At 60.3% G+C, this 19,665-nt stretch carries 19 protein-coding genes; 9 read left to right on the top strand and 10 right to left on the bottom strand.

Annotation, left to right across the window (positions count from 1 at the left end; genetic code table 11):
* Window positions 1–17 precede the first annotated feature (17 nt).
* The gene (locus BUE15_RS05170; RefSeq protein ID WP_073281798.1) at window positions 18–995 is read left to right on the top strand and encodes an acyl-ACP desaturase; all 978 of its coding nucleotides are present in this window, start codon (window positions 18–20) and stop codon (window positions 993–995) included.
* A 77-nt stretch (window positions 996–1,072) separates the two neighbouring features.
* Here the strand turns inward: BUE15_RS05170 and BUE15_RS05165 are convergent, their stop codons facing one another.
* The 3 genes from BUE15_RS05165 to BUE15_RS05155 form a co-directional block, all read right to left on the bottom strand.
* Window positions 1,073–1,702: a hypothetical protein gene (locus tag BUE15_RS05165; RefSeq protein WP_073281796.1), complete on the bottom strand. Its 630-nt coding sequence runs from the start codon at window positions 1,700–1,702 to the stop codon at window positions 1,073–1,075.
* Between the two features lie 283 nt (window positions 1,703–1,985).
* Window positions 1,986–2,612 (bottom strand): hypothetical protein, encoded by a 627-nt coding sequence (locus BUE15_RS05160; protein ID WP_139252136.1) that lies wholly within the window; start codon window positions 2,610–2,612, stop codon window positions 1,986–1,988.
* A gap of 91 nt (window positions 2,613–2,703) precedes the next feature.
* Window positions 2,704–2,985, bottom strand: a complete 282-nt coding sequence (locus BUE15_RS05155; protein ID WP_073281792.1) for a DUF427 domain-containing protein — start codon at window positions 2,983–2,985, stop codon at window positions 2,704–2,706.
* Between the two features lie 199 nt (window positions 2,986–3,184).
* Between BUE15_RS05155 and BUE15_RS05150 the strand changes: the two genes are divergently transcribed.
* The 4 genes from BUE15_RS05150 to BUE15_RS05135 all read left to right on the top strand — a co-directional run bounded on the left by BUE15_RS05150 (window position 3,185) and on the right by BUE15_RS05135 (window position 8,665).
* A complete protein-coding gene (locus BUE15_RS05150) occupies window positions 3,185–4,291 on the top strand; it encodes a vWA domain-containing protein (protein WP_073281790.1) in 1,107 nt (368 codons plus the stop codon).
* Between the two features lie 140 nt (window positions 4,292–4,431).
* A complete protein-coding gene (locus BUE15_RS05145) occupies window positions 4,432–5,991 on the top strand; it encodes a sigma 54-interacting transcriptional regulator (RefSeq protein ID WP_073281788.1) in 1,560 nt (519 codons plus the stop codon).
* Entirely contained in the window at window positions 5,936–6,274 is a 339-nt protein-coding gene (locus BUE15_RS05140) for a CPCC family cysteine-rich protein (protein WP_317614838.1), read from the top strand. Before BUE15_RS05145 ends, BUE15_RS05140 begins: the two co-directional genes overlap by 56 nt.
* Before the next feature lie 660 nt (window positions 6,275–6,934).
* The gene (locus tag BUE15_RS05135; RefSeq protein ID WP_170865195.1) at window positions 6,935–8,665 is read left to right on the top strand and encodes a T9SS type A sorting domain-containing protein; all 1,731 of its coding nucleotides are present in this window, start codon (window positions 6,935–6,937) and stop codon (window positions 8,663–8,665) included.
* An 84-nt stretch (window positions 8,666–8,749) separates the two neighbouring features.
* Here the strand turns inward: BUE15_RS05135 and BUE15_RS05130 are convergent, their stop codons facing one another.
* Window positions 8,750–9,211, bottom strand: a complete 462-nt coding sequence (locus BUE15_RS05130; RefSeq protein ID WP_073281782.1) for a peptidylprolyl isomerase — start codon at window positions 9,209–9,211, stop codon at window positions 8,750–8,752.
* Between the two features lie 205 nt (window positions 9,212–9,416).
* Here BUE15_RS05130 and BUE15_RS05125 point away from each other — a divergent pair, with 205 nt between their 5' ends.
* The 3 genes from BUE15_RS05125 (at window position 9,417) to BUE15_RS05115 (ending at window position 12,685) form a co-directional block, all read left to right on the top strand.
* Entirely contained in the window at window positions 9,417–10,064 is a 648-nt protein-coding gene (locus tag BUE15_RS05125; RefSeq protein ID WP_084548834.1) for a fasciclin domain-containing protein, read from the top strand.
* Window positions 10,065–10,239: 175 nt separating this feature from the next.
* Window positions 10,240–10,713, top strand: coding sequence for a BLUF domain-containing protein (locus BUE15_RS05120; RefSeq protein ID WP_073281781.1), 474 nt, complete (start codon window positions 10,240–10,242; stop codon window positions 10,711–10,713).
* A 106-nt stretch (window positions 10,714–10,819) separates the two neighbouring features.
* Window positions 10,820–12,685 (top strand): PAS domain-containing sensor histidine kinase, encoded by a 1,866-nt coding sequence (locus tag BUE15_RS05115; protein ID WP_073281779.1) that lies wholly within the window; start codon window positions 10,820–10,822, stop codon window positions 12,683–12,685.
* A 46-nt stretch (window positions 12,686–12,731) separates the two neighbouring features.
* Here BUE15_RS05115 and rsgA read toward each other — a convergent pair whose 3' ends face one another.
* From rsgA to BUE15_RS05090, 5 genes are all read right to left on the bottom strand, one after another.
* Window positions 12,732–13,658: a ribosome small subunit-dependent GTPase A gene (gene rsgA, locus BUE15_RS05110; protein ID WP_073281777.1), complete on the bottom strand. Its 927-nt coding sequence runs from the start codon at window positions 13,656–13,658 to the stop codon at window positions 12,732–12,734.
* Between the two features lie 56 nt (window positions 13,659–13,714).
* Window positions 13,715–14,965 (bottom strand): 3-deoxy-D-manno-octulosonic acid transferase, encoded by a 1,251-nt coding sequence (locus BUE15_RS05105; RefSeq protein ID WP_073281953.1) that lies wholly within the window; start codon window positions 14,963–14,965, stop codon window positions 13,715–13,717.
* Between the two features lie 190 nt (window positions 14,966–15,155).
* The gene (locus BUE15_RS05100) at window positions 15,156–15,788 is read right to left on the bottom strand and encodes a peroxiredoxin (protein WP_073281775.1); all 633 of its coding nucleotides are present in this window, start codon (window positions 15,786–15,788) and stop codon (window positions 15,156–15,158) included.
* An 88-nt stretch (window positions 15,789–15,876) separates the two neighbouring features.
* Window positions 15,877–16,341 carry a Fur family transcriptional regulator gene (locus tag BUE15_RS05095; RefSeq protein WP_170865194.1) on the bottom strand — a complete coding sequence of 155 codons (465 nt, stop codon included), beginning with the start codon at window positions 16,339–16,341 and terminating at the stop codon, window positions 15,877–15,879.
* Between the two features lie 156 nt (window positions 16,342–16,497).
* Window positions 16,498–17,793: an aspartate kinase gene (locus BUE15_RS05090; RefSeq protein ID WP_073281950.1), complete on the bottom strand. Its 1,296-nt coding sequence runs from the start codon at window positions 17,791–17,793 to the stop codon at window positions 16,498–16,500.
* A 118-nt stretch (window positions 17,794–17,911) separates the two neighbouring features.
* Here BUE15_RS05090 and fbp point away from each other — a divergent pair, with 118 nt between their 5' ends.
* Window positions 17,912–18,928, top strand: coding sequence for a class 1 fructose-bisphosphatase (gene fbp / locus BUE15_RS05085; protein ID WP_073281773.1), 1,017 nt, complete (start codon window positions 17,912–17,914; stop codon window positions 18,926–18,928).
* Between the two features lie 123 nt (window positions 18,929–19,051).
* Here the strand turns inward: fbp and BUE15_RS05080 are convergent, their stop codons facing one another.
* Window positions 19,052–19,639, bottom strand: coding sequence for a DUF5606 family protein (locus tag BUE15_RS05080; RefSeq protein ID WP_073281771.1), 588 nt, complete (start codon window positions 19,637–19,639; stop codon window positions 19,052–19,054).
* Between the last annotated feature and the right edge of the window lie 26 nt (window positions 19,640–19,665).

Below are 19,665 nucleotides of genomic sequence, written 5' to 3'. Positions count from 1 at the left end.
CTCTAATACCTACTGCCATGATTGCATCTACCACTTCCCGCGCCGAGGTTCTGCAGCACCTCGAACCGTTTCTGCGTGAAAACCTGGGTACCTTCCTCAAAAGCGTGGAAAGCAGCTGGCAGCCTTCTGATTTTCTGCCCGACCCCCGGATGGACACCTTTTTCGATGAGGTAAAGCTGTTGCGTGAGCGCGCCCGGGAGTTGAGCTACGACCTGCTGGCCGTCCTCATCGGGGACACCATTACGGAAGAAGCGTTGCCTAACTACGAAGCCTGGTTTCACCAGCTCGATGACCTGGGCCGCGACCCCAACAACGGCTGGGCGCAGTGGATACGGGGGTGGACGGCCGAGGAAAACCGCCACGGCGACCTGCTTAACCGCTACCTCTACTTGTCGGGCCGCGTGAACATGCGCGAATTCGAGGTCAGCACGCAGTATCTCATTGCCGATGGCTTCGACTTGGGCACAGCCCACGACCCGTACCGCGCTTTCGTGTACACGAGCTACCAGGAAACGGCCACCAACATCTCGCACCGCCGCGTGGGGCAGCTGGCCCGCAAAGCCGGCGACGACCAGCTGTCTAAGCTCTGCGGCATGATTGCCGGCGACGAAACCCGCCACGCCCGCGTCTACAAAACCTTCGTCGACAAAATCTTTGAGATAGACCCTTCGGAGATGATGCTGGCCTTTGAGGACATGATGCGCAAAAAGATTGTGATGCCGGCCCACTACATGCGCGAAATGGGCATCGAGATGGGCAAAACCTTCGGCCACTTCACCGACGCCGCCCAGCGCCTGGGCGTCTACACCAGCCAGGACTACACCGATATCCTCGAAACCCTCATCACCGACTGGAAAATTGCGGAGATGCCCGGCCTCAATGGTGCCGCCGAAAAAGCCCGCGACTATGTGATGGCCCTGCCCAACCGCCTGCGCCGCGTAGCCGACCGTATGGCAGTGCCCAAGCTGGAGTACCGCTTCAAATGGATCGACTAACAGGCTGACCTGTTGTTCAGCATAAAAAAAGCCTCCGCAAGTTCTTGCGGAGGCTTTTTTGTGGAGGGTATAACCGATTACGGCTGGCCGTCCATTACTTGGCCCATCGTCCATTTGCCGTCGGCGCCGAGGCGGTAGGTGATGGTGCGGCTGCTGGCGGCAGCCGGGGTAGTGGCGTTGGCATCGGCAGTAGTGGTAGTCACCGGGAACGAGCGGGTCAGGCTGCCGTTGCTCACTACGTAGGAGTCTTTGCCGGAGTAGCCCACGCCCGCCGTGCCGGTAATCATGCCGGGGCTGCTGATGGGGGTGTAGCCGCGCTCCGCAAACTCGTAGCCGTAGAAACCACCGTTGGCAGCTGCATTATCGGTGAAGATGTAGAGCTCCGGCTTGCCGTTGCCGTTCAGGTCAGCCGTTACGGCGTCGCGCACGGCACCGTTGATGTCGAGCCGGATCGGGTCAGACGTGAGAGCCGCACCCCGGTACGAGCGTACCGTGAGCTGGCGCTGGGCCGATGAGCCGGTGGTGCGTACTTCGAAGCGGGCGTCGCCCTGGGTCAGCTCACGCGTGAAGCTTACCGGCTCGGTAGAAGCCGTGTTTTCTACGGTATTGGCGGCCGTTGATGTATTCTCAACAGCGGTACGCGAAGAGTCACAGGCAGTAGCCACGACGAGCGAGGTACCAAGCAGCGCTAAAGCAGAAGCTTTCATATGATATGGTGGTTTAAAAGGAGAGAAACAAGGACGACCCGAAGTGGGTAGCCGATACGCCGCGAAGCAGTATCAGCAGAAAAGAACCGAAAACAGCCTGTCACGACAAGGCACAGAGCTGGCATGAGAGCGGTAATATCTACGCAAGGTATTGCGTTCTAGGTGTAATCCAAATAAAAAGTAAACCCGTACCAGCTGAAAAGTGCTTGTTTGTAGCAGTATCGGCACTGGTTCAGGTGTTTACGTGAGTTTTGTAAAAAAGCTCAGCTTCAGCCCTGCTATGCTACTTCACCTGATTGCTGAACGACACCTGGCGGAACGTGACGGCCTCGGGCGGAAGCTCATACTGGATGGTGCGCTGCCCACCCGTGGGGCAGCAGTTGGGGTCTGCATCAAGGTAGATGGGGAAGCTGCGCAGCACGCGCCCGTCCTGCACCCGGAACTCGTCGTGGCCCTGGTAGCCTTGGGCCGCCGGTCCGGTCAGCTCTGGCAGCGTCAGGTTGCGGCGGCCCTGGTTGAGAAACTCGTAGCCGATAAGCTGGCCGTAGGAGCCGCTGCCGGCATCAGTCACGAAAATGAGCAGCTCCGGAAACTTGTTGTCGTTGAGGTTGGCTGCTACGGCATCCGCTACCATACCTTCCACTACCTGGGTGGTGGTGGTCAGCTCGCGGCCGTTTTTCTCCACGCGCAGCTGCAGCTGGCGCTGGTTGCCTTCGCCGGTGGTTTGCAGCACAAACCGGTGGTCGTTCTGGCTCAGCTCGCGGCGGAAGCTAACGGTAGCGGCTGGTGCAGCCGCCGAGCTGGTGGCGCGCAGCGTGGCCGGGTCGGCGGTTTCGGTGGCCGAGCGGGGCGCGTCGCAGGCTACAAGCAGGGCCAGCACCGCTGGCAGAAAGGGAAGCACACGTCTCATAGGCAGGACAGAGCAGCCGGCTGCCAACCGGCGCCGGCTGCTCTGTCCTGCATACCGCCTCACGCGGCTTCGGGTTACACGGCGGGCCGGGTCAGGGCTGAATCTGCACGCCTTTCCAGAACGCCACGCGGCCCCGGATCTGCTCGGCGGCTGCTTTCGGCTCCGGATAGAACCAGGCCGCGTCTTTGTTCAGCTCGCCATTTACGCGCAGCGAGTAGTAGCTGGCGCGGCCTTTCCAGGGGCAGGACGTGTGCGCAATGCTGTCCTCGAAATACTCGCGCTTGATGGCGTCGGCGGGGAAATAGTGGTTGTTCTCTACTACCACCGTATCGTTGCTTTCCGCAACCACCGTGTTGTTCCAGATGGCTTTCATAGGTATTGGGTACTTGTTGGTTGATACTTGTTGATTGCCGGCTGGTGCTGGAACTGGTGCGCGTAACCTCCCGAATTGCTGACAATCAACAACCAACAAGTAACAAACAACCACCGCCGATCAACGCGCAACCAGCAACTGCACCACCCGACAACTAAAAACCGGCTTCCGTTGTTCTACCGGCTCATCCCACACTACTATGTCAGCAGGCTTTCGTTTCCGGGACTACGTGCCCGAGGAGTCGACCGATAAAGGCTTCGACTCGCTGTTTAAGATATTCATGCAGCTCATCACCATCACCAGCGGCGACGTGGGCGAAACCCTCTCGTGGCTGAACGAGCTGGACAAGCAGTACGGCCTCACCAACGATGAGTACGGCATGGGCGACTTCATCGAAGACCTGAAAAAGAAGGGCTACATCGACGAGGACGAGCAGCAAAAAGGCGAGTTCAACATCACGGCCAAAAGCGAGCAGCAGATCCGCAAAAGCTCGCTGGAGGAAATCTTCGGCAAGCTCAAGAAGTCGGGGCAGGGCAACCACCGCACGCCCCACACCGGCCAGGGCGACGAGCAGAGCACCGACATGCGCGAATTCCGGTTCGGCGATTCGCTTGACCAGATTTCCATGACCGAGAGCATCCGCAACGCCCAGCTCAACCACGGCCTGGGCACCGGCGAGTTCATGCTGACCGAAGGCGACCTGGAAGTGCGCGAAAACGAGCACAAGAGCCAGACCAGCACGGTGCTGATGATTGACATTTCGCACTCCATGATTCTGTACGGCGAAGACCGCATCACGCCGGCCAAGAAGGTAGCCATGGCGCTGGCCGAGCTGGTGAAGCAGAAGTACCCCAAGGATTTCCTGGACGTGCTGGTGTTCGGCAACGACGCCTGGCAGATTGAGGTGAAGGATTTGCCGTATCTGCAGGTGGGGCCCTACCACACCAACACCGTGGCCGGCCTGGAGCTGGCCCTGGACCTGCTGCGCAAGCGCAAAACACCCAACAAGCAGATTTTCATGATTACGGACGGCAAGCCTACCTGCCTGAAAGAAGGCAACGGCTACTACAAAAACAGCTTCGGCCTCGACCGCAAGGTGGTGAACAAGACGCTGAACCTAGCCGCCGCCGCCCGCCGCCTCAAGGTGCCCATCACCACGTTCATGATTGCCTCCGACGCGTATCTGCAGCAGTTCGTCAACGAATTCACGGAAGTCAACCAGGGCAAGGCGTACTACAGCTCGCTCAAAGGCCTGGGCCACCTGATTTTCGAGGACTACAAGCGCAACCGCCGCAAAAACGTGTAGTAATGCACTTTGTCTAGTGTCATCCTGAGCCTGCGAAGGACCTTATAGTACCAGAACAAGGTTGTTCACGCGTGATGAGGTCCTTCGCAAGCTCAGTATGACAGGCAACCACACATTCCGTTTCATCCTATTCTCCCTTCATGCCTTCGTATTCCTCTCTCTCCGCCGACCAGCTCCAGCAACTTACTACCCTCGGCGCCCTCAAAAAGTCCGGCTACCAGCCCCGCTCCGTGAAAACTGAGCTGCGCGACAACCTGATTAAGAAGCTGCAAAGCAAAGACGACGTGTTTCCCGGCATCTTCGGCTACGAGGAAACCGTGATACCCGAGCTGCAGCGCGCCATTCTGGCCGGGCACCACATCAACCTGCTGGGCCTGCGCGGCCAGGCCAAAACCCGCATTGCCCGCCTGCTGGTAGGCCTGCTCGACGAGTATATGCCCGTGGTGGCCGGCTCCGAGCTCAACGACGACCCGCTGCAGCCGCTGAGCGTATTCGCCAAAAACCTGATTGCCGAACACGGCGACAACACGCCCGTGGCCTGGGTGCACCGCAATGAGCGGTACACCGAGAAGCTGGCCACCCCCGATGTATCGGTAGCCGACCTTATCGGCGACGCCGACCCCATCAAGGCGGCCACCCTCAAGCTGCCCTACTCCGATGAGCGGGTGATTCACTTCGGCCTGATTCCGCGGGCGCACCGGGGCATTTTCGTGATAAACGAGCTGCCCGACCTGCAGGCCCGCATCCAGGTGTCGCTGTTCAATATCCTGCAGGAGGGCGACATCCAGATCCGGGGCTTCAAGGTGCGGCTGCCGCTCGATATCCAGTTTGTGTTCACGGCCAACCCCGAGGACTACACCAACCGCGGCTCCATCGTGACGCCGCTCAAAGACCGGATTGACGCCCAGATTATCACGCACTACCCCAAGAGCATCGAAATCGGCAAGCGCATCACCAAGCAGGAAGCCCGCATCAAGGACGTACAGAAGGGCATGGTGACCAGCAACGAAGTCATCCATGACCTGGTGGAGCAGGTGGCCGTGGAGGCCCGCGCCTCGGAGTTCGTGGATGCCAAGAGCGGCGTATCGGCCCGCCTCACCATCTCGGCCTACGAGCAGGTGGTGGCCGGGGCCGAGCGGCGCGCCCTCATCAACGGCGAGAAAACCACCTACGTACGCGTCGGCGACTTCATTTCGGCGGTGCCGGCCGTGACGGGCAAGGTGGAGCTGGTGTACGAGGGCGAGCAGGAGGGAGCCGGCATCGTGGCCGAGAAGCTGATGGGCAAAGCCATCCGCACGCTGTTTCTGCAGTACTTCCCCGACCCCGACAAAGCCAAGAAGCTGAAAGGCCGCCCCTCGCCCTACAAAACCGTGCAGGAGTGGTTCGGCACGGGCCACACCGTGGATCTGCTGCACGACGCCAGCACCCAGGACTACCGCGCCGTGCTCGACCAGGTGCCCGGCCTGCGCGACATCGTGACGGAGCTGCACCCCACCGAAACGCCCGAGCACACCTACTTCCTGATGGAGTTCCTGCTCCACGGCCTGGCCGAGTACAGCCTGATTTCGCGCAACCGCCTCACGGCCGGCGCCCAGTTCAAGGACCTGCTCAGCAGCATGTTCACCATGCCCAGCTTCGGTGAGGATGACGACGAGGACGACGACGAGGACGAAAAGCCCCAGCGCGGCCGTCGTCGGTAGGTGTACTATGTATGCTGCCAACCGCTTCGGCAACTACCAGTGCCCATGCTGTAGGTACTTCACTTTATCAGAGGGGGACGCCGGTAGCTATGACATCTGCCATGTTTGTTTTTGGGAGGATGACGGCCTACAGTTTCAGGACCCTGATTATGTGGGCGGGGCTAATAACTCGCTCAGTCTGAATGAAGCCCGAAGAAACTTTCAGCAGTTTGGCGTCTGCAAGGAAGAATTTCGGCGTTATGTGCGGGCGCCTAAGCCCGATGAAATGCCAGACCAGCAGTAACCCACAACGCCCCGCGTACCGAAAGGTGCGCGGGGCGTTGTGGCATTATAACCAGACAAGGACCCGAACCGGCTATAACGAAAGCCAGAAACTGTAGCACGAACTTTGTAGCGTTGACCTTAGCACCAAGCTGCCGGATGGGTGCTCAAGTCGACTTTTTACTTGCTTATTATCAGACGCATGAAAATATTCCTACGCTTTCTGGTTACGATACTGACTATTGGATGGGGCCTGGACGGGCCGCAAGCAGCGGCAGGAGCAGACATTATGAGCGGTTCGCTTACGTACACGACCCTCGGCAATAACCGGTATAGCGTCAGCCTCCACTTGATTCAGGACTGCAGTGGCCAGGCAGTCGGGTCTTGGCAGGTGTTGGAAATCCGCAATGGCAACTGTATTGCGTCGGTCACGGACACAGTGTACGCCCGGGCCACCAGAACTACGATAGGCGCCCCATATTGCGCTGTTGCCCCGGGAGGCAGCAGTCCGTGCGGCTCTGGTTTGCCGCCCAACTATCAAGAAACCTATTACGTTTGGGGTGTAACGCTGCCTCCATCATCCCTGTGGACGTTGTCGGTTACGGTAGCTGGGGCCAGCAGGGCCGTGCAGGGCAATATTGGGGGCGGGACCAGCGCATATTACGCCGCTACTATCCGCAATATGGTGGGAAACACGACTATTCAGAATAACTCACCGCAGTTTGAGGCATATACTGCCCCGATACATATGGTGTGTTGGAAGCAGCAGAGAGAGTTGAGCTTTGCGGCGCTTGATGCAGATGGCGACGAACTGGAATACGCGCTGGATACGCCAATGAGCGGTTGCAACAGTCCGGTGAGTTATCTGGGCCTAGGCACCGGCAACCTGATTCCAATTGGCTCTCCGGCCAATCCGTGCTCGGCCCAAATACCGGGTACCCTTACTAGCTATTCGCCCTCATTTCCTGTTCCTTCTTTCGACCTCTCAGGATCCGCCTGCCCAGCGGTGCGTACGGCCTCGCCTTCTTTCCGGTTTAATGCCCAATTCGGTAGCTTTCAGTTCACGCCGGTACTATACAACCAGCAGAGCCCAGCGCTGAACCGCTATACCGTAGCGTGTAACGTATTGGAATACCGGCGCATCAATGGCATCCGCACCCTGATTGGGTCAGTTCGTCAGGAGATGATGGTAGTCGTGGTGGACTTCTGCACCAACCGGCCGCCCGATCTGCCGGTAGCTGTAGCAGGGAACGCCAACTCGGGTGTCGAAATCGTGAACAATGCCGATTCTACCTTCGTCTATGTGTCTTCCTGCAACTACACCCGGGTGTTGATACGGTTTTCGGACGACAACTCCGGCGACCTGCTGACGGTGACTAATCCATTCTCTGATCCTGTCATGCAGACATCTACTCCGTATGCATGGTATTCTTCCATACCATTCGATGTCGCAGCCTTTCGAATTGTCGGGAATGGTACCAGTCAGCCAGTAGGCATATTGGATGTGTATGCGGATGTGGCTTTCATAGGCCGTGTTTTTAATATTCCGCTACAAATTGTTGATAACGCCTGCCCGGTTCGTGGACGGCGGAACCGGACGATACGCTTCATTATCCGGCCCCGTAATGCCGCCCGGATTGAGCCTGTTGGCACCAGTGTAGCTACTGTCTGCGCCGGATCTTCGCTGCAGTTGAAAGCTATGTCGGGGCGCCCTGATACGATTGGGCTGTGGGACCCTCGCCTGGCCCGGCCGGCTGCTTATTCCTACCGCTGGGCTCCGGCCAATGGACTGTCACCTGCCGACCAGAGCAACCAGACAATTACCGTGGCGCCAACGCAAACCACCCGCTACCATCTGCAGGTGACGGCCCTCGACTTCCGTATGCTTCCTTTGCCTACCTGTGTGGATACCGCCTCGCTGCTGATACGGGTACTGCCAAAACCACCCCAGCCGGTCATTTCTCAGGTCGGTACTTCCTTGGTAAGCAGTGCAGCTACTGGTAATCAATGGTACCTCAATGGCCAGCCGATAGCCGGAGCCACGGCAGTCCGATATAGACCTAATCAGGCAGGCACGTATACCGTAGTAGCTACCATGTACAATGCGCAGCCTTCCTGCAGTTCGCTGCCCTCAGACCCTATCGAGTTTCTGCTGCGGAGCGCAGTGCAGATTGTTCCTAACCCTATCAACGATGGTCGCCTGGTAGTCCAACTTACCGGCTATCAGCAGCCTGTTGTACTCACCGTATTTGATGCCTTGGGTCGGCCGGTTGTCACTGCCACAGTTCCGGCGCCCAACCCAGCAGGATTCACTCAAGTCTTGAATATGGTCCACACCACGGCGGGAGTCTACCTACTGCACATTGCTGCCAGTGGTGGGGTAGAAGTGCAACGTGTTGTTGTGCGAGAGTAAGCTTTTATTCGGCCTCAGAGCAAAAAAAACAACGCCCCGCGTACCGAAAGGTATGCAGGGCGTTGTGCGTCAGGTAGCGGGCAATTACGCCTGCTCCGTCACCACGATTTTCTGGATTTCGTCGTTGGCCTGAATCTGGTCGATGACGTCGAGGCCTTCCACTACTTTACCGAACACGGTGTGGTTGCGGTCGAGGTGGGCCGTGTTCTGGCGGTCGTGCACGATGAAGAACTGGCTGCCGCCGGTGTTGCGGCCGGCGTGGGCCATGCTCAGGGCGCCGCGCTCATGGTACTGATGGTCGCCGCTCAGCTCGCAGTCGATTTTGTAGCCGGGGCCACCGGTGCCGGCCATGCCTTTGGCGCCGTCGCGCGAGTTGGGGCAGCCGCCCTGAATCACGAAGTTGGGAATCACGCGGTGAAACTTCAGGCCGTCGTAGAAGCCTTTCTGGGCCAGGTCGGTGAAGTTTTTCACGGTGTTGGGAGCGTCTTTCTCGTAGAACTCCACTTTCATGACACCTTTAGCGGTGTGGATTTCGGCAGTTTTCATGTTGGATGGCAAACGGATGAAACGGGTACTTGTACGGTAAGCCGGCGCCGGCAGATGCGGCGCCGGCCCAAAGGTAGCCAATTTGTGTGCGGCCAAACATCCGGCTACCGGTTGGGTTTCGTACAGAACCTACTGCCGCCCGGCCGCCTGTGGCGGGGTAGAGGCCATATCTCTCACCACCACAACCAACCCATTCCTCCTTCACATGAAGAAAACGCTTCGTTCTGCTTCTTTCAGCCTGCTTTCGGCGGGTGTACTGGCCTTTGGGCTGGCCAGCTGCGGCGACTCGGCCAGCACCACCGAAACCTCCACCGCTACCACCGACATGGCCACTACCGTTGACTCGACGGCCATGATGAGCGACTCGGCCCGCATGGGCAAATCGGAGGGCGTGCTGGTAGATGGCGTGCCCATGACGCCCGACAAAACCATCGTGCAGAACGCCGTGATGGCGCCCAGCGTGACCACGCTGGTGAAAGCCGTACAGGCCGCCGGCCTTGATGGTACGCTCAGCGGCCCCGGTCCGTTCACGGTATTCGCGCCCACCAATGCTGCCTTCGATAAGCTGCCCAACGGGGCCCTCGCCGGCCTGATGAAGCCCGAAAGCAAAGACAAGCTGAAAGGCGTGCTCACCTACCACGTCATTGCGGGCCGCCTGCTGGCCCAGGATCTGCAGGACGGCCAGCAGCTGACGACCGTGAACGGCCAGAAAATCACGGTGTCGGTGAAAGACGGCAAAGTGATGATCAGCAACGGCAAGGATGCCCCCGTTTCGGTGCAGACACCCGACGTGGTATCCAGCAACGGCGTTACGCACGTCATTGATGGCGTGCTGCTGCCCTCGGCCGAATAGCCGGGATTGATTTCCTGATTGGCTGAAAAGCCCGGCTGCTTCAGTCGGGCTTTTTTGCGCCGCAGTAGCCACCGGCTGCGCCTTCCGGTCCCGGCAGGCTGCCCCGGCTCCGGGCCGAAGTGAAGTAATTCTGGTTACTTTACTATTCCGTAGCACCACGCTACCCTTTTCCTTAATGAAGCATATCGTATACCTGAGCCGGGCCGTGCGCCCCATGACCGATACCGATTTGCAGGCGCTGCTGGACCAAAGCCGGCACGACAACGTCCGCCACGGCATCACGGGCGTACTGTTTTATAGCCACGGCAACATCGCGCAACTATTTGAAGGGCCTGCCGAGATGGTAGACCCGCTCTTCGACCGTATTTCCCGCGACGGCCGCCACTCGCACGTGCGCAAGCTCGTGGACACGCCCATTGCTGCCCGCAGCTTCCCGACCTGGTCGATGGCATTTCACCCGCTGGAGCCGAGTGGGTTCACGGCGCTGGAGAATTTTCTGCTGCCCCATCAGCTGCCGCCGCTGCCGCCTTCGCTCACCATTGCCGACGCGCTGCTGGTGGAGCTGGTGCAGCTGGCCGTTTTCGGGCCCGACCCTACGCAGCCGTTCGAGCACCGCCACTCCGACCCGCCCCGGACACTGGATGCTTAGGCCCCGGGCTGCCCGCTTTTTTCGTTTTTATATTCGTGGCCGCTCCGCGTAAGCGTGCCCTTTTAGGCCCGCTTCGGGTCGAGCGTTTTATTGCCTTACAGTAGATATGCCAGCACCCCGGTTTGAGCAATTACTGCGTCGGCTTCAGGCTGGAGTAGCTACTCTGGAAGGCCCGGAACTGCGCTATGGATTCGTAAACGAGCAGATGCAGGTCCTGGTCGGGGCCAATGCCGAAGGCCGTACCCTAACTGAGCAGCCCGGCCTGCTGCCCACCGCCCTGCTGGAAGTGCTGCCCAAAGTATATGAGGCCGGCACTCCCTACACTGCCCGGGCCTGCGCGTGCGGCCCGGCCGCCGACGGCCCGGACCGGCGCTACTTCGATGTGATGGTGGACCCCTACGCCGACGAAGCCGGGGAGCCGGCCGGGCTGCTGCTGCTGGCCGTAGATGTGAGCGAGCAGGAAGCCACCCGCCAGCGTGCCCACGAGCTGGCCCTCACCACGCGGCAGCTGGACGCGCGCCTGCGGGTACTGACCGAAACCGCCCCGCTGTTTACCTACACCATGTCGCCGGAGGGAGAGGTGACGTATGTGAGCCCGCAGTGGTACCGCTTCACGGGCCAGCCCGAAACGGCCGACCTGACGGCTATCTGGCCGCTGCTGGTGCACCCCGATGACCGGCTGCGGGTGCTCTTCGAGTCGGACACTGCCCGCCGCACCGGCACCGGCTGGAACTACGAATACCGCCTGCGCCGCTACGACGGGCAATACCGCTGGATGCTGAGCCGGGCCTTGCCCGAGGTGCATCCGCCCGACCAGCCGGTGGCCTGGCACGGCGCCCTGACCGAAGTGCACCTGCAGCGGGAGCTAAGCGAAGCCCGCCGCCGGGGCGAGGCCGAGCTGCGCTTCCTGGCCGATAGTATTCCGGAGTTGGTATGGACCACTTCGGCCGAGGGCCTGGTGGAGTATTACAACCACTACACCAAGAGCTACAGCGGCCTGACCACCGAAGAGCTGGGCCCCACGGGCTGGGTGGGGCTGCTGTACCCCGAGGAGCAGGCCGCCGCCGCCCGGCGCTGGGTGCAGAGTGTGGCCAGCGGCGAAGATTTTGAGGGCGAATACCGGCTGCGGCGGGCCGATGGAGTGTACCGCTGGCATACCATCCGGGCACGGCGCCTCAACGACGGCAGCGGCCCCCGCTGGTTTGGGGCCGGCTCCGATGTGGAAGAGCAGCATCGCCTGCGCCAGGTGCTCCAGACCCAGTACGACGAGCTGGCCCGCGCCCACCACAACCTCGATACATTCGTGTACGCAGCCTCCCACGACCTGCGCCAGCCCACGCTCAACCTGCGGGGGCTGTTCGAGGAGTTGAGCCGCTCCGTTCGGTTCACCGACCCCGAGCAGGCGCTGATGCTGCGTATGGTAGACACGGCCCTGACCCACCTGGACGGTACGCTGGCCGATCTGGCGGCTACCGTGCAAACCCAGCGCCAGCAGCAGGAGCCCGTGGAAGTGCTGGACTTGGCCCTGGGGCTGGAGGAAATCCTGCTTGGCCTGCGCCCGCAGATTGTGCTGCAGGGAGCAAGCGTGGAAATAGACGTGCAGGAGGCACCCGGGCTACTTTACAGCCGGGCCAACTTCCGCTCCGTGGTGCACAACTTGGTGAGCAATGCGCTGAAGTTTGCCCACCCGATGCGCCCGCCGCAGGTGCTGCTGCGCAGCTACCTGACCGCCCAGGGCCAGCCCGTGCTGGAAGTGCGCGACAATGGCCTCGGCATGCACGTCGACGACCCGCACAACCCGGCCTTCCGGCTGTTTTCGCGCCAGCACACAGAAGTAGAAGGCACCGGGGTAGGGCTGTATCTGGTGCAGCGCATCGTCACGAGCCAGGGCGGGCACGTGGAAGCAGACAGCACGCCCGGAGTGGGAACCACTTTCCGCGTATTCTGGGCGGCCCCAACCGGCTTGGAATAGTCAGCACCGGTCCGGCCGCTTTGCACCTCCAAGGGCGCCGGCCTGGTTACTTGCGGTTGTCGTCGGCCTGCTGCATGCTCACGTAGCTGTCGTAGCGGGGGAGGGCAATGCGGCCTTTGTCTACGGCTTCGCGTACGGCACAGCCCGGCTCGTGCAGGTGCTGACAGTTGTGGTAGCGGCACTGGTTAAGCAGAGCCCGCATTTCGGGGAAGAAGTGGGCCAGCTCCCCGGGTTTCATGTCCACGAGGCCCAACTCCTTGATGCCGGGCGTGTCAATCAGGAAAGTACCGGGGCGCACCTCCAGCATTTCGGCGAAGGTGGTAGTATGCACGCCCTTATCCGAAAACGCGCTGATTTCAGCCGTTTTCAGGTCCAGGTCGGGCACCAGCGCGTTGATGAGCGTGCTCTTGCCCACCCCCGAATGGCCCGAAAGCAGCGTGGTCTTGTTGTGGAGCTGCGCGTCGATGTCGGCTACGCCTTCGCCCGTGTGGGCCGAGCAGCGCATGCCGGGGTAGCCAATCCGCTCGTACATCTTCTGAATCTGGAACTGGTAGTCGGCCAGATCTTCGTCGTAGAGGTCGGTTTTGTTGAAGAGCAGCGTTACGGGAATACTGTAGGCCTCGGCCGTTACCAGAAACCGGTCGATGAAGCCGAAGGAGGTGGCCGGAGAGGCCAGCGTAACTACCAGCATGGCCTGGTCGAGGTTGGCGGCCACAATGTGAGCATGCTCGCTCTTGTGCACCGAGCGGCGGATGATGTAGTTGCGGCGCGGCTCGATGTGATGAATCACGCCCGCGCCCTCCGTCTGTTCTTCTACCGTAAAATCTACCTGGTCGCCAACGGCCAGCGGGTTGCTCACCTTCAGGCCCTTCATCTTGAACTTGCCCCGCAGCCGGCAGCGGTGCAGGAGTCCCGTGCCGGCTTCGCGCACCACATACCACGAGCCCGTAGATTTAACAATGGTTCCGGTCATGAGGGAGAGTAACTGAGTAACGGAGTAGGGAAAAGCAGCCGCACTGGCCAGGGCAATTACTCCGCCACCCGCGAAGCCACCCAGTGCATGATGCGGCCGGTGGCGCCGCTGTGGTCGTGTACGTAATCGAGGCTGCGGTCCTGCACTGCCAGGCGGGCTTCTTCCTGGTAAAACAGCCGCCCAAACACCGCCAGCAGCTCCTCCGCCGACTCCACGGGAAAAGCGCAGTCGATATCAACCAGGTCCTTGGCTTCCTGAAACTTGTAGTACGTAGGCCCGAAGAACAGCGGCAACCCGAAAGCGGCAGCCTCCAGCGTATTGTGCAGGCCCTTGCCAAACGCCCCGCCGATGTAGGCAAAGTGCCCGAAACGGTAGAGTTGGCTGAGCAGGCCCACATTGTCGATGAGCAGTACGCGGGCCTCGGCTACGGTAGCCGCCTCGGCGCGGGAGTAGCGCACTACCTGGCCCGGCATGGCTTCTTCCACCAGCCGCAGATTGGTTTCGCTGATTTCGTGGGGCGCGACTATGAAGCGCAGCTGGGCGGCGTACTGGCGCAACAGCGGAGTCAGCACGGGCATATCCTCGGGCCAGCTGCTGCCCACAATAAACACCGGCACCCAGTCTTCGGTGAAGGCATCAACCAGCGGCAACAGCCGGGGCGGAGCTGCCGCCGTACGCACCACGGTATCGAAGCGGGTGTCGCCGGCCACGCTGGCCTGCGCAATGCCCGCCTGCCGCAGTAGCGCCACCGAGCTGTCGTTCTGGGTGAAGATGTGGGTGAACCGGTTCAGAATCCGGCGGAAAAAACCACCCCACGGCTGAAAAAACACCTGCTCCGGCCGGAAAATAGCCGACACGCAGATGGTCGGGACCTGCCGCCGCTGCAGCTCCGTGAGGAAATGATACCAGAACTCATACTTCACGAACACCGCCAGCCGGGGCCGCACCGCCGCCAGAAAGGCCTGCGCGTTGGCCGCTGTGTCGAGCGGCAGGTAGAAGACGTAGGCCGCGCCCGGCCAGTCCTTGCGCACCTCGTAGCCGGAGGGCGAGAAAAACGTCAGCACGATTTTGTGGCCGGGGTAATGCGCCGCGTAGGCTTCCATGAGCGGCCGGCCCTGCTCGAACTCGCCCAGCGAGGCACAATGAAACCACACCAGCGGCGCGGTTTCGTGCTGCAACGCGGCTTGTATGCGGGGCAGCAGCCCTTGCCGGCCCGCCACCCACTGCGCCGCCTTCGGCACAAAAGGCGCGACCAGCTGCAGCAGCAGGGCGTAGAAGCGCAGGGCTATGGAATATAAGAAAGGCAAAAGGGCAGAGGGGTTGCAGGTGATGGTGCCGCAGGTGCTTTGCTTGGTGAGAACCGAAACAGCCGGAACCCGGGCAGGCAGATACCATAGCAAAAGTACAGTCTTCCCAGACTATTATAAAAAAGGCCTCTGCCACACAGGCAGAGGCCTTTTCTGAAGAACAAGCCGCCCGGAGGCAGGCCGCTCGGGCTTAGTGGTGCTTGCCGAGGTAGTCGGCTACACCTTCGCGGGTAGCAGCCATACCTTCTTTGCCTTCTTCCCAGTTGGCGGGGCACACTTCACCTTTCACCTCGAAGTATTGCAGGGCGTCCACCATGCGCATGGCTTCGTCGATGCTGCGGCCCAGCGGACCGTCGTTTACTACCTGGTGGCGCACGATGCCATCCTTGTCGATGAGGAACAGGCCGCGGTAGGCGAGGGGCGAGCCTACGAAAGTCATTTCGCCGGCTTCGTTGTAGTCGTAGTGGCCGCCGAGCACGTCGTAGTTGGCCGCAATGGTTTTGGTGGCATCCGCTACCAGCGGATACGTTACGCCCGCAATGCCGCCGTTGTCGCGCGGCGTCTGCAGCCAGGCAAAGTGCGAGAAGTGCGTGTCCGTAGAGCAGCCAACGATAGCCACGCCTTTAGCCTCAAAATCGGCCAGACGCTCCTGGAAGGAAATGATTTCGGTGGGACAAACGAACGTGAAGTCGGCGGGGTAGAAGTAGAAGATGACGTGCTTCTTGCCCAGGTACCGGTCGAGGGAGAAATCCTCTTCGAATTCGCCGTCGATAACGGCGGTAGCTTTGAACGAGGGGGCACGCTTACCTACGAGAACTGCCATGGTACTGTATTAAATGAAAATGAAAAAAGGGATGAACAGATGAAATGTGCCGCCTGCGGGCAGAGTGACGCAGAACCGCCGGCGCGCCTTACTTGATGATCTTCTCGCCCGCGAGCTTGCTGCCGGTGATGTGCAGCGAAAAGCTATGGGCCTGGAAATTCTGCAGCCCGCGGGCCTCAAAGAAGCCCTGAATCAGGGTGTCCAGCTCCGGGTCGCGGAAGTCGATGATTTCCTGCGTATCCGTGCAGAACAGGTGATGGTGGGCCGAGCAGTCGGCATCGTAGCGGCGGCAGGAGCCTTCGGCGGAGGCCACCCGGCGCGTGAGGCCAGCGGCCACAAACGAATCCAGCGCCTTATATACCGTGCCCAGCGACAGGCTGGGTTCCTGGCTGGCCACGCGGCGGTGCACATCGTCGGCGGTGGGGTGGCCGGGCAGCAGCAGCAGGCTTTCCAGAATCAGGAGGCGCTGCCGCGTAGCCCGCAGCCCGGCTTGTGCCAGGCGGGTACGCAAGTGGCCCGGTTCGGGCAGCGAATGGTCGTGAAAGTGGCTCACCAGCTAAGAATGATTCTCCGCAAAGATATGGCTATAAGACCGAGCGGGGCAAAATTGTTCTGCTCTTCCCGGGAATTTCGGCGGGCGCTGTCCCAAACTGGCTGCCACTCAGGCGCTGATGAAACCAGAAAAAAGCGGCTTGCGGAGCTTCTGCGGCTATTGTGCGGCCTCCTGGTGGCTACTGCGGCACACAAACTGAAACGTCTGGCGGCTGCGCTGCTCCAGCAGCAGCTCCCGGCCGGCCGTCAGGCGCTGAATGCTTTCCGCATCATAGTTCTTAATGGTGTACAGCTCCAGCCCTGTGTTGTAGTGAATCGTGAACTGCTCGCGCAGCACGGCCAGCAGCTTTTCGAGGCGGTAGCTTGAGAAGTCGGTACATACCGAGAAGCTGATGGCCGAGTTCTGCATCAGATGAATCTTGAGCCGCGCCTGCGCCAGCGCTCCGAAAATCACCTCCAGGTTTTCCTCCGAAATAAAGGTCAGGTCCTTGCTCTCAAACGAAATCAGGCACTGCCCGTCTTTGCGGATGAAGGCCGGCACCAGCAGCCCGTGGCGGCAGTCGTGGATGACGGTGCCCTCGGCGCCAGGGTCCAGAAACGACTTCACCAGCAGCGGAATCCGGCGCACGGCCAGCGGCTTAATGGTTTTGGGGTGAATGACGCTGGCCCCGTAGTACGCCATTTCGATGGTTTCCTGGTAGCTGATTTCCGGGTAGCGCACCGTGTCCGGGAAAAACTTGGGGTCGGCGTTCAGCAGCCCGGCCACGTCTTTCCAGATCGTTACCGACTCAGCGTTCAGGCAGTAAGCCAGAATGGCGGCCGTGTAGTCGGAGCCTTCGCGGCCCAGCGTGGTGGTCTGGCCGCTGGCCGTGCCGCCCAGAAAGCCCTGCGTCACGACTATGCCCGTTTCCTGCAGCAGCGGCGGCAGCTCGGCCCGCAGCTTCTCCGCCGTCAGGTCCCAGTCGACACGGGCCTCCCGCCAGTTTTCATCGGTTCTGATAAGCGTCCGGCAGTCAGCCCAGCGGGCGGGCTGCTGGTCGTTGAGCACGGCCGCCACGAAGCGCGACGACAACAGCTCCCCGAAGCTCACAATCTGGTCGTACTGCTCGTCGTACTCGCGGGCCGCGCTGACGGTGCTCAACTGGTGGCGCAGCGCGCTGAAGGTCTCATCAAAGCCTTGCTCAATGGCTGCCGCCGTGGTGCTGCCGAAATCCGGGGCCAGCTCCCGGGCCGTTTCGCGGTGGAAGGCTTCCAGGCGCTCCAGTTGCGGGGTATACTCTTCCTGCTCGTAGGCGCGCCGGAAAATATCTTCCAGCGCATTGGTGGTTTTGCCCATGGCCGAAACCACGATGAGCAACGGGCCATGGCCGCCGTGCTGCTGCACAATATGGCGCAGGTTACGGATGGCCGCCGCGTCTTTCACCGACGCGCCGCCGAACTTGTATACTTTCAAAGGAGCCGATTCTTGCATGGCCCCAAATGTAGCGCCGAACGTATACTCGTGCCACTACGCCCGAAAAAGGTTAATTTTGGGCTCTGACCCCCACCCGCATTTTCTCTCATTCCTCTTTATGAATCACCACGACAAGCTGGCGCTGCCCGTAGGCACAACTCTGGACCGTTTTATCATGCGCAAGCAGGAGGACTTTCCGTATGCCACCGGGGAGCTTTCCCAACTGCTGCGCGACATTGCGCTGGCCGCCAAAATCGTGAACCGCGAAATCAACCGCTCCGGCCTCATTGATATTGCCGGCGCCTATGGCAACCGCAACGTGCAGGGCGAAGACCAGCAGAAGCTTGATGTCATTGCCAACATCCGCTTTATCCGGGCCCTGCGCAACGGCGGCGAGGTATGTACCATCATCAGCGAAGAAGACGAAGAAGTTATCCAGACCGGCAATGTGCAGGGCAAGTACATCGTGGCTATTGATCCGCTCGACGGCTCCAGCAACATCGATGTGAACGTGTCCATCGGCACCATCTTCAGCATCTACCGCCGCGTATCGCCGACCGGCAGTGAGGGCACCATGGCCGATTGCCTGCAGTCGGGCACGCATCAGGTGGCAGCCGGCTACGTTATCTATGGCTCCAGCACTATGCTGGTGTACACGACCGGCAACGGCGTAAACGGCTTCACCTACGAGCCCAGCCTGGGCGAGTTCTTCCTGTCGCACCCCAACATCCAGTCGCCCAAATCCGGCACCGTGTACTCACTGAACGAGGGCAGCTCGGCGTCCTTCTCGCCCGGTGTTACGGACTACGTGGCGTATTGCAAGGAGCAGGGCTACTCAGCCCGCTACATCGGCTCCCTCGTCGCCGATTTTCACCGCAACCTGCTCAAAGGCGGCATCTATATCTATCCGCCCACGCAGAAGTCGCCGAAGGGCAAGCTGCGCCTGATGTACGAATGCAACCCACTGGCATTCATTGTAGAGCAGGCCGGCGGCAAAGCCAGCAACGGCCGCATGCGCACGATGGAAATTGAGCCGAAAGACATGCACGACCGTTGCCCGCTATTTATCGGCTCCGTAGATCTGGTAAATAAGGCCGAAGAATTCCTGGCTAAGGAATTTGCCGAAGCGAAATAAGTGTGCAATAAAATCAGCGGAATCAGCCCTGATTTTATTTCGGCCAGACAAGTATAAATGCATAAAAAAAGCCCGGAAGCTGCAGTAGCATCCGGGCTTTTTTTATGCACTGAAAAAAGAAAGCTACTCTTTCTTTTTAGCGGCTTTCTTGGCCGGCTTTTCGGTAGCAGTTTCTTCCTCGCTGCTGGCCGAAGTCGTCTTCTTTTTAGCCTTGGGCTTTTCTTCGGTGGCTTCGTCGGCTACCGTGTCGGCAGCTTTTTTGGCAGGCTTGGCGTCGGTGGCCGGTGCTTCCGCTTCTGCCTCTTCCGTGGCAGGAGCCTGGTACTCCAGGCTGCCGCTTACCACGTGGTACCACTGCACCAGCTTCTTGATGTCGGACATGTATACCCGGTCACGGTCGTAGTCCGGAATAATTTCGCCCATGAAGGCCGTCAGGTCCCGGTCGTCCGATTTGTGCGTGAGGGCCAGGGAAGCACCGTGTTTCTGATGAATCCGGTCGAATACTTCCGTCAGCGGTACCGTTTGGTCGTAGTCCTGGGTGTAGATGGAGATTTCCTGCAGCAGCGACACTTTGTTGCGGGCCGAGGCCACGGAGCGGGTGCCGCGCGCATCCAGGGATTCCACGATAACGCCGGCGCGGGTGGGCTTTACGAGGCGGAACAGACCGGGCATTCCGCTGATTGCGGCAATTTCCTTCAGGTCGTAGGGCATAAGGTAAGGGGTGTTGTTTGAGGGGG

It is taken from the genome of Hymenobacter psychrotolerans DSM 18569, from assembly GCF_900142395.1.
Lineage (GTDB): Bacteria > Bacteroidota > Bacteroidia > Cytophagales > Hymenobacteraceae > Hymenobacter > Hymenobacter psychrotolerans.
The sequence above is the reverse complement of the archived record's forward strand: the minus strand, read 5'-3'. Positions and strand labels throughout refer to the sequence as shown.

Excerpts from the sequence above, each read along its gene's own strand:
- BUE15_RS05170 (WP_073281798.1), top strand. The coding sequence starts at position 18 with ATGATTGCATCTACCACTTCCCGCGCCGAGGTTCTGCAGCACCTCGAA.
- BUE15_RS05165 (WP_073281796.1), bottom strand. The coding sequence starts at position 1,702 with ATGAAAGCTTCTGCTTTAGCGCTGCTTGGTACCTCGCTCGTCGTGGCT.
- BUE15_RS05160 (WP_139252136.1), bottom strand. The coding sequence starts at position 2,612 with ATGAGACGTGTGCTTCCCTTTCTGCCAGCGGTGCTGGCCCTGCTTGTA.
- BUE15_RS05155 (WP_073281792.1), bottom strand. The coding sequence starts at position 2,985 with ATGAAAGCCATCTGGAACAACACGGTGGTTGCGGAAAGCAACGATACG.
- BUE15_RS05150 (WP_073281790.1), top strand. The coding sequence starts at position 3,185 with ATGTCAGCAGGCTTTCGTTTCCGGGACTACGTGCCCGAGGAGTCGACC.
- BUE15_RS05145 (WP_073281788.1), top strand. The coding sequence starts at position 4,432 with ATGCCTTCGTATTCCTCTCTCTCCGCCGACCAGCTCCAGCAACTTACT.
- BUE15_RS05140 (WP_317614838.1), top strand. The coding sequence starts at position 5,936 with ATGACGACGAGGACGACGACGAGGACGAAAAGCCCCAGCGCGGCCGTC.
- BUE15_RS05135 (WP_170865195.1), top strand. The coding sequence starts at position 6,935 with ATGGTGGGAAACACGACTATTCAGAATAACTCACCGCAGTTTGAGGCA.
- BUE15_RS05130 (WP_073281782.1), bottom strand. The coding sequence starts at position 9,211 with ATGAAAACTGCCGAAATCCACACCGCTAAAGGTGTCATGAAAGTGGAG.
- BUE15_RS05125 (WP_084548834.1), top strand. The coding sequence starts at position 9,417 with ATGAAGAAAACGCTTCGTTCTGCTTCTTTCAGCCTGCTTTCGGCGGGT.
- BUE15_RS05120 (WP_073281781.1), top strand. The coding sequence starts at position 10,240 with ATGAAGCATATCGTATACCTGAGCCGGGCCGTGCGCCCCATGACCGAT.
- BUE15_RS05115 (WP_073281779.1), top strand. The coding sequence starts at position 10,820 with ATGCCAGCACCCCGGTTTGAGCAATTACTGCGTCGGCTTCAGGCTGGA.
- rsgA (WP_073281777.1), bottom strand. The coding sequence starts at position 13,658 with ATGACCGGAACCATTGTTAAATCTACGGGCTCGTGGTATGTGGTGCGC.
- BUE15_RS05100 (WP_073281775.1), bottom strand. The coding sequence starts at position 15,788 with ATGGCAGTTCTCGTAGGTAAGCGTGCCCCCTCGTTCAAAGCTACCGCC.
- fbp (WP_073281773.1), top strand. The coding sequence starts at position 17,912 with ATGAATCACCACGACAAGCTGGCGCTGCCCGTAGGCACAACTCTGGAC.
- BUE15_RS05080 (WP_073281771.1), bottom strand. The coding sequence starts at position 19,639 with ATGCCCTACGACCTGAAGGAAATTGCCGCAATCAGCGGAATGCCCGGT.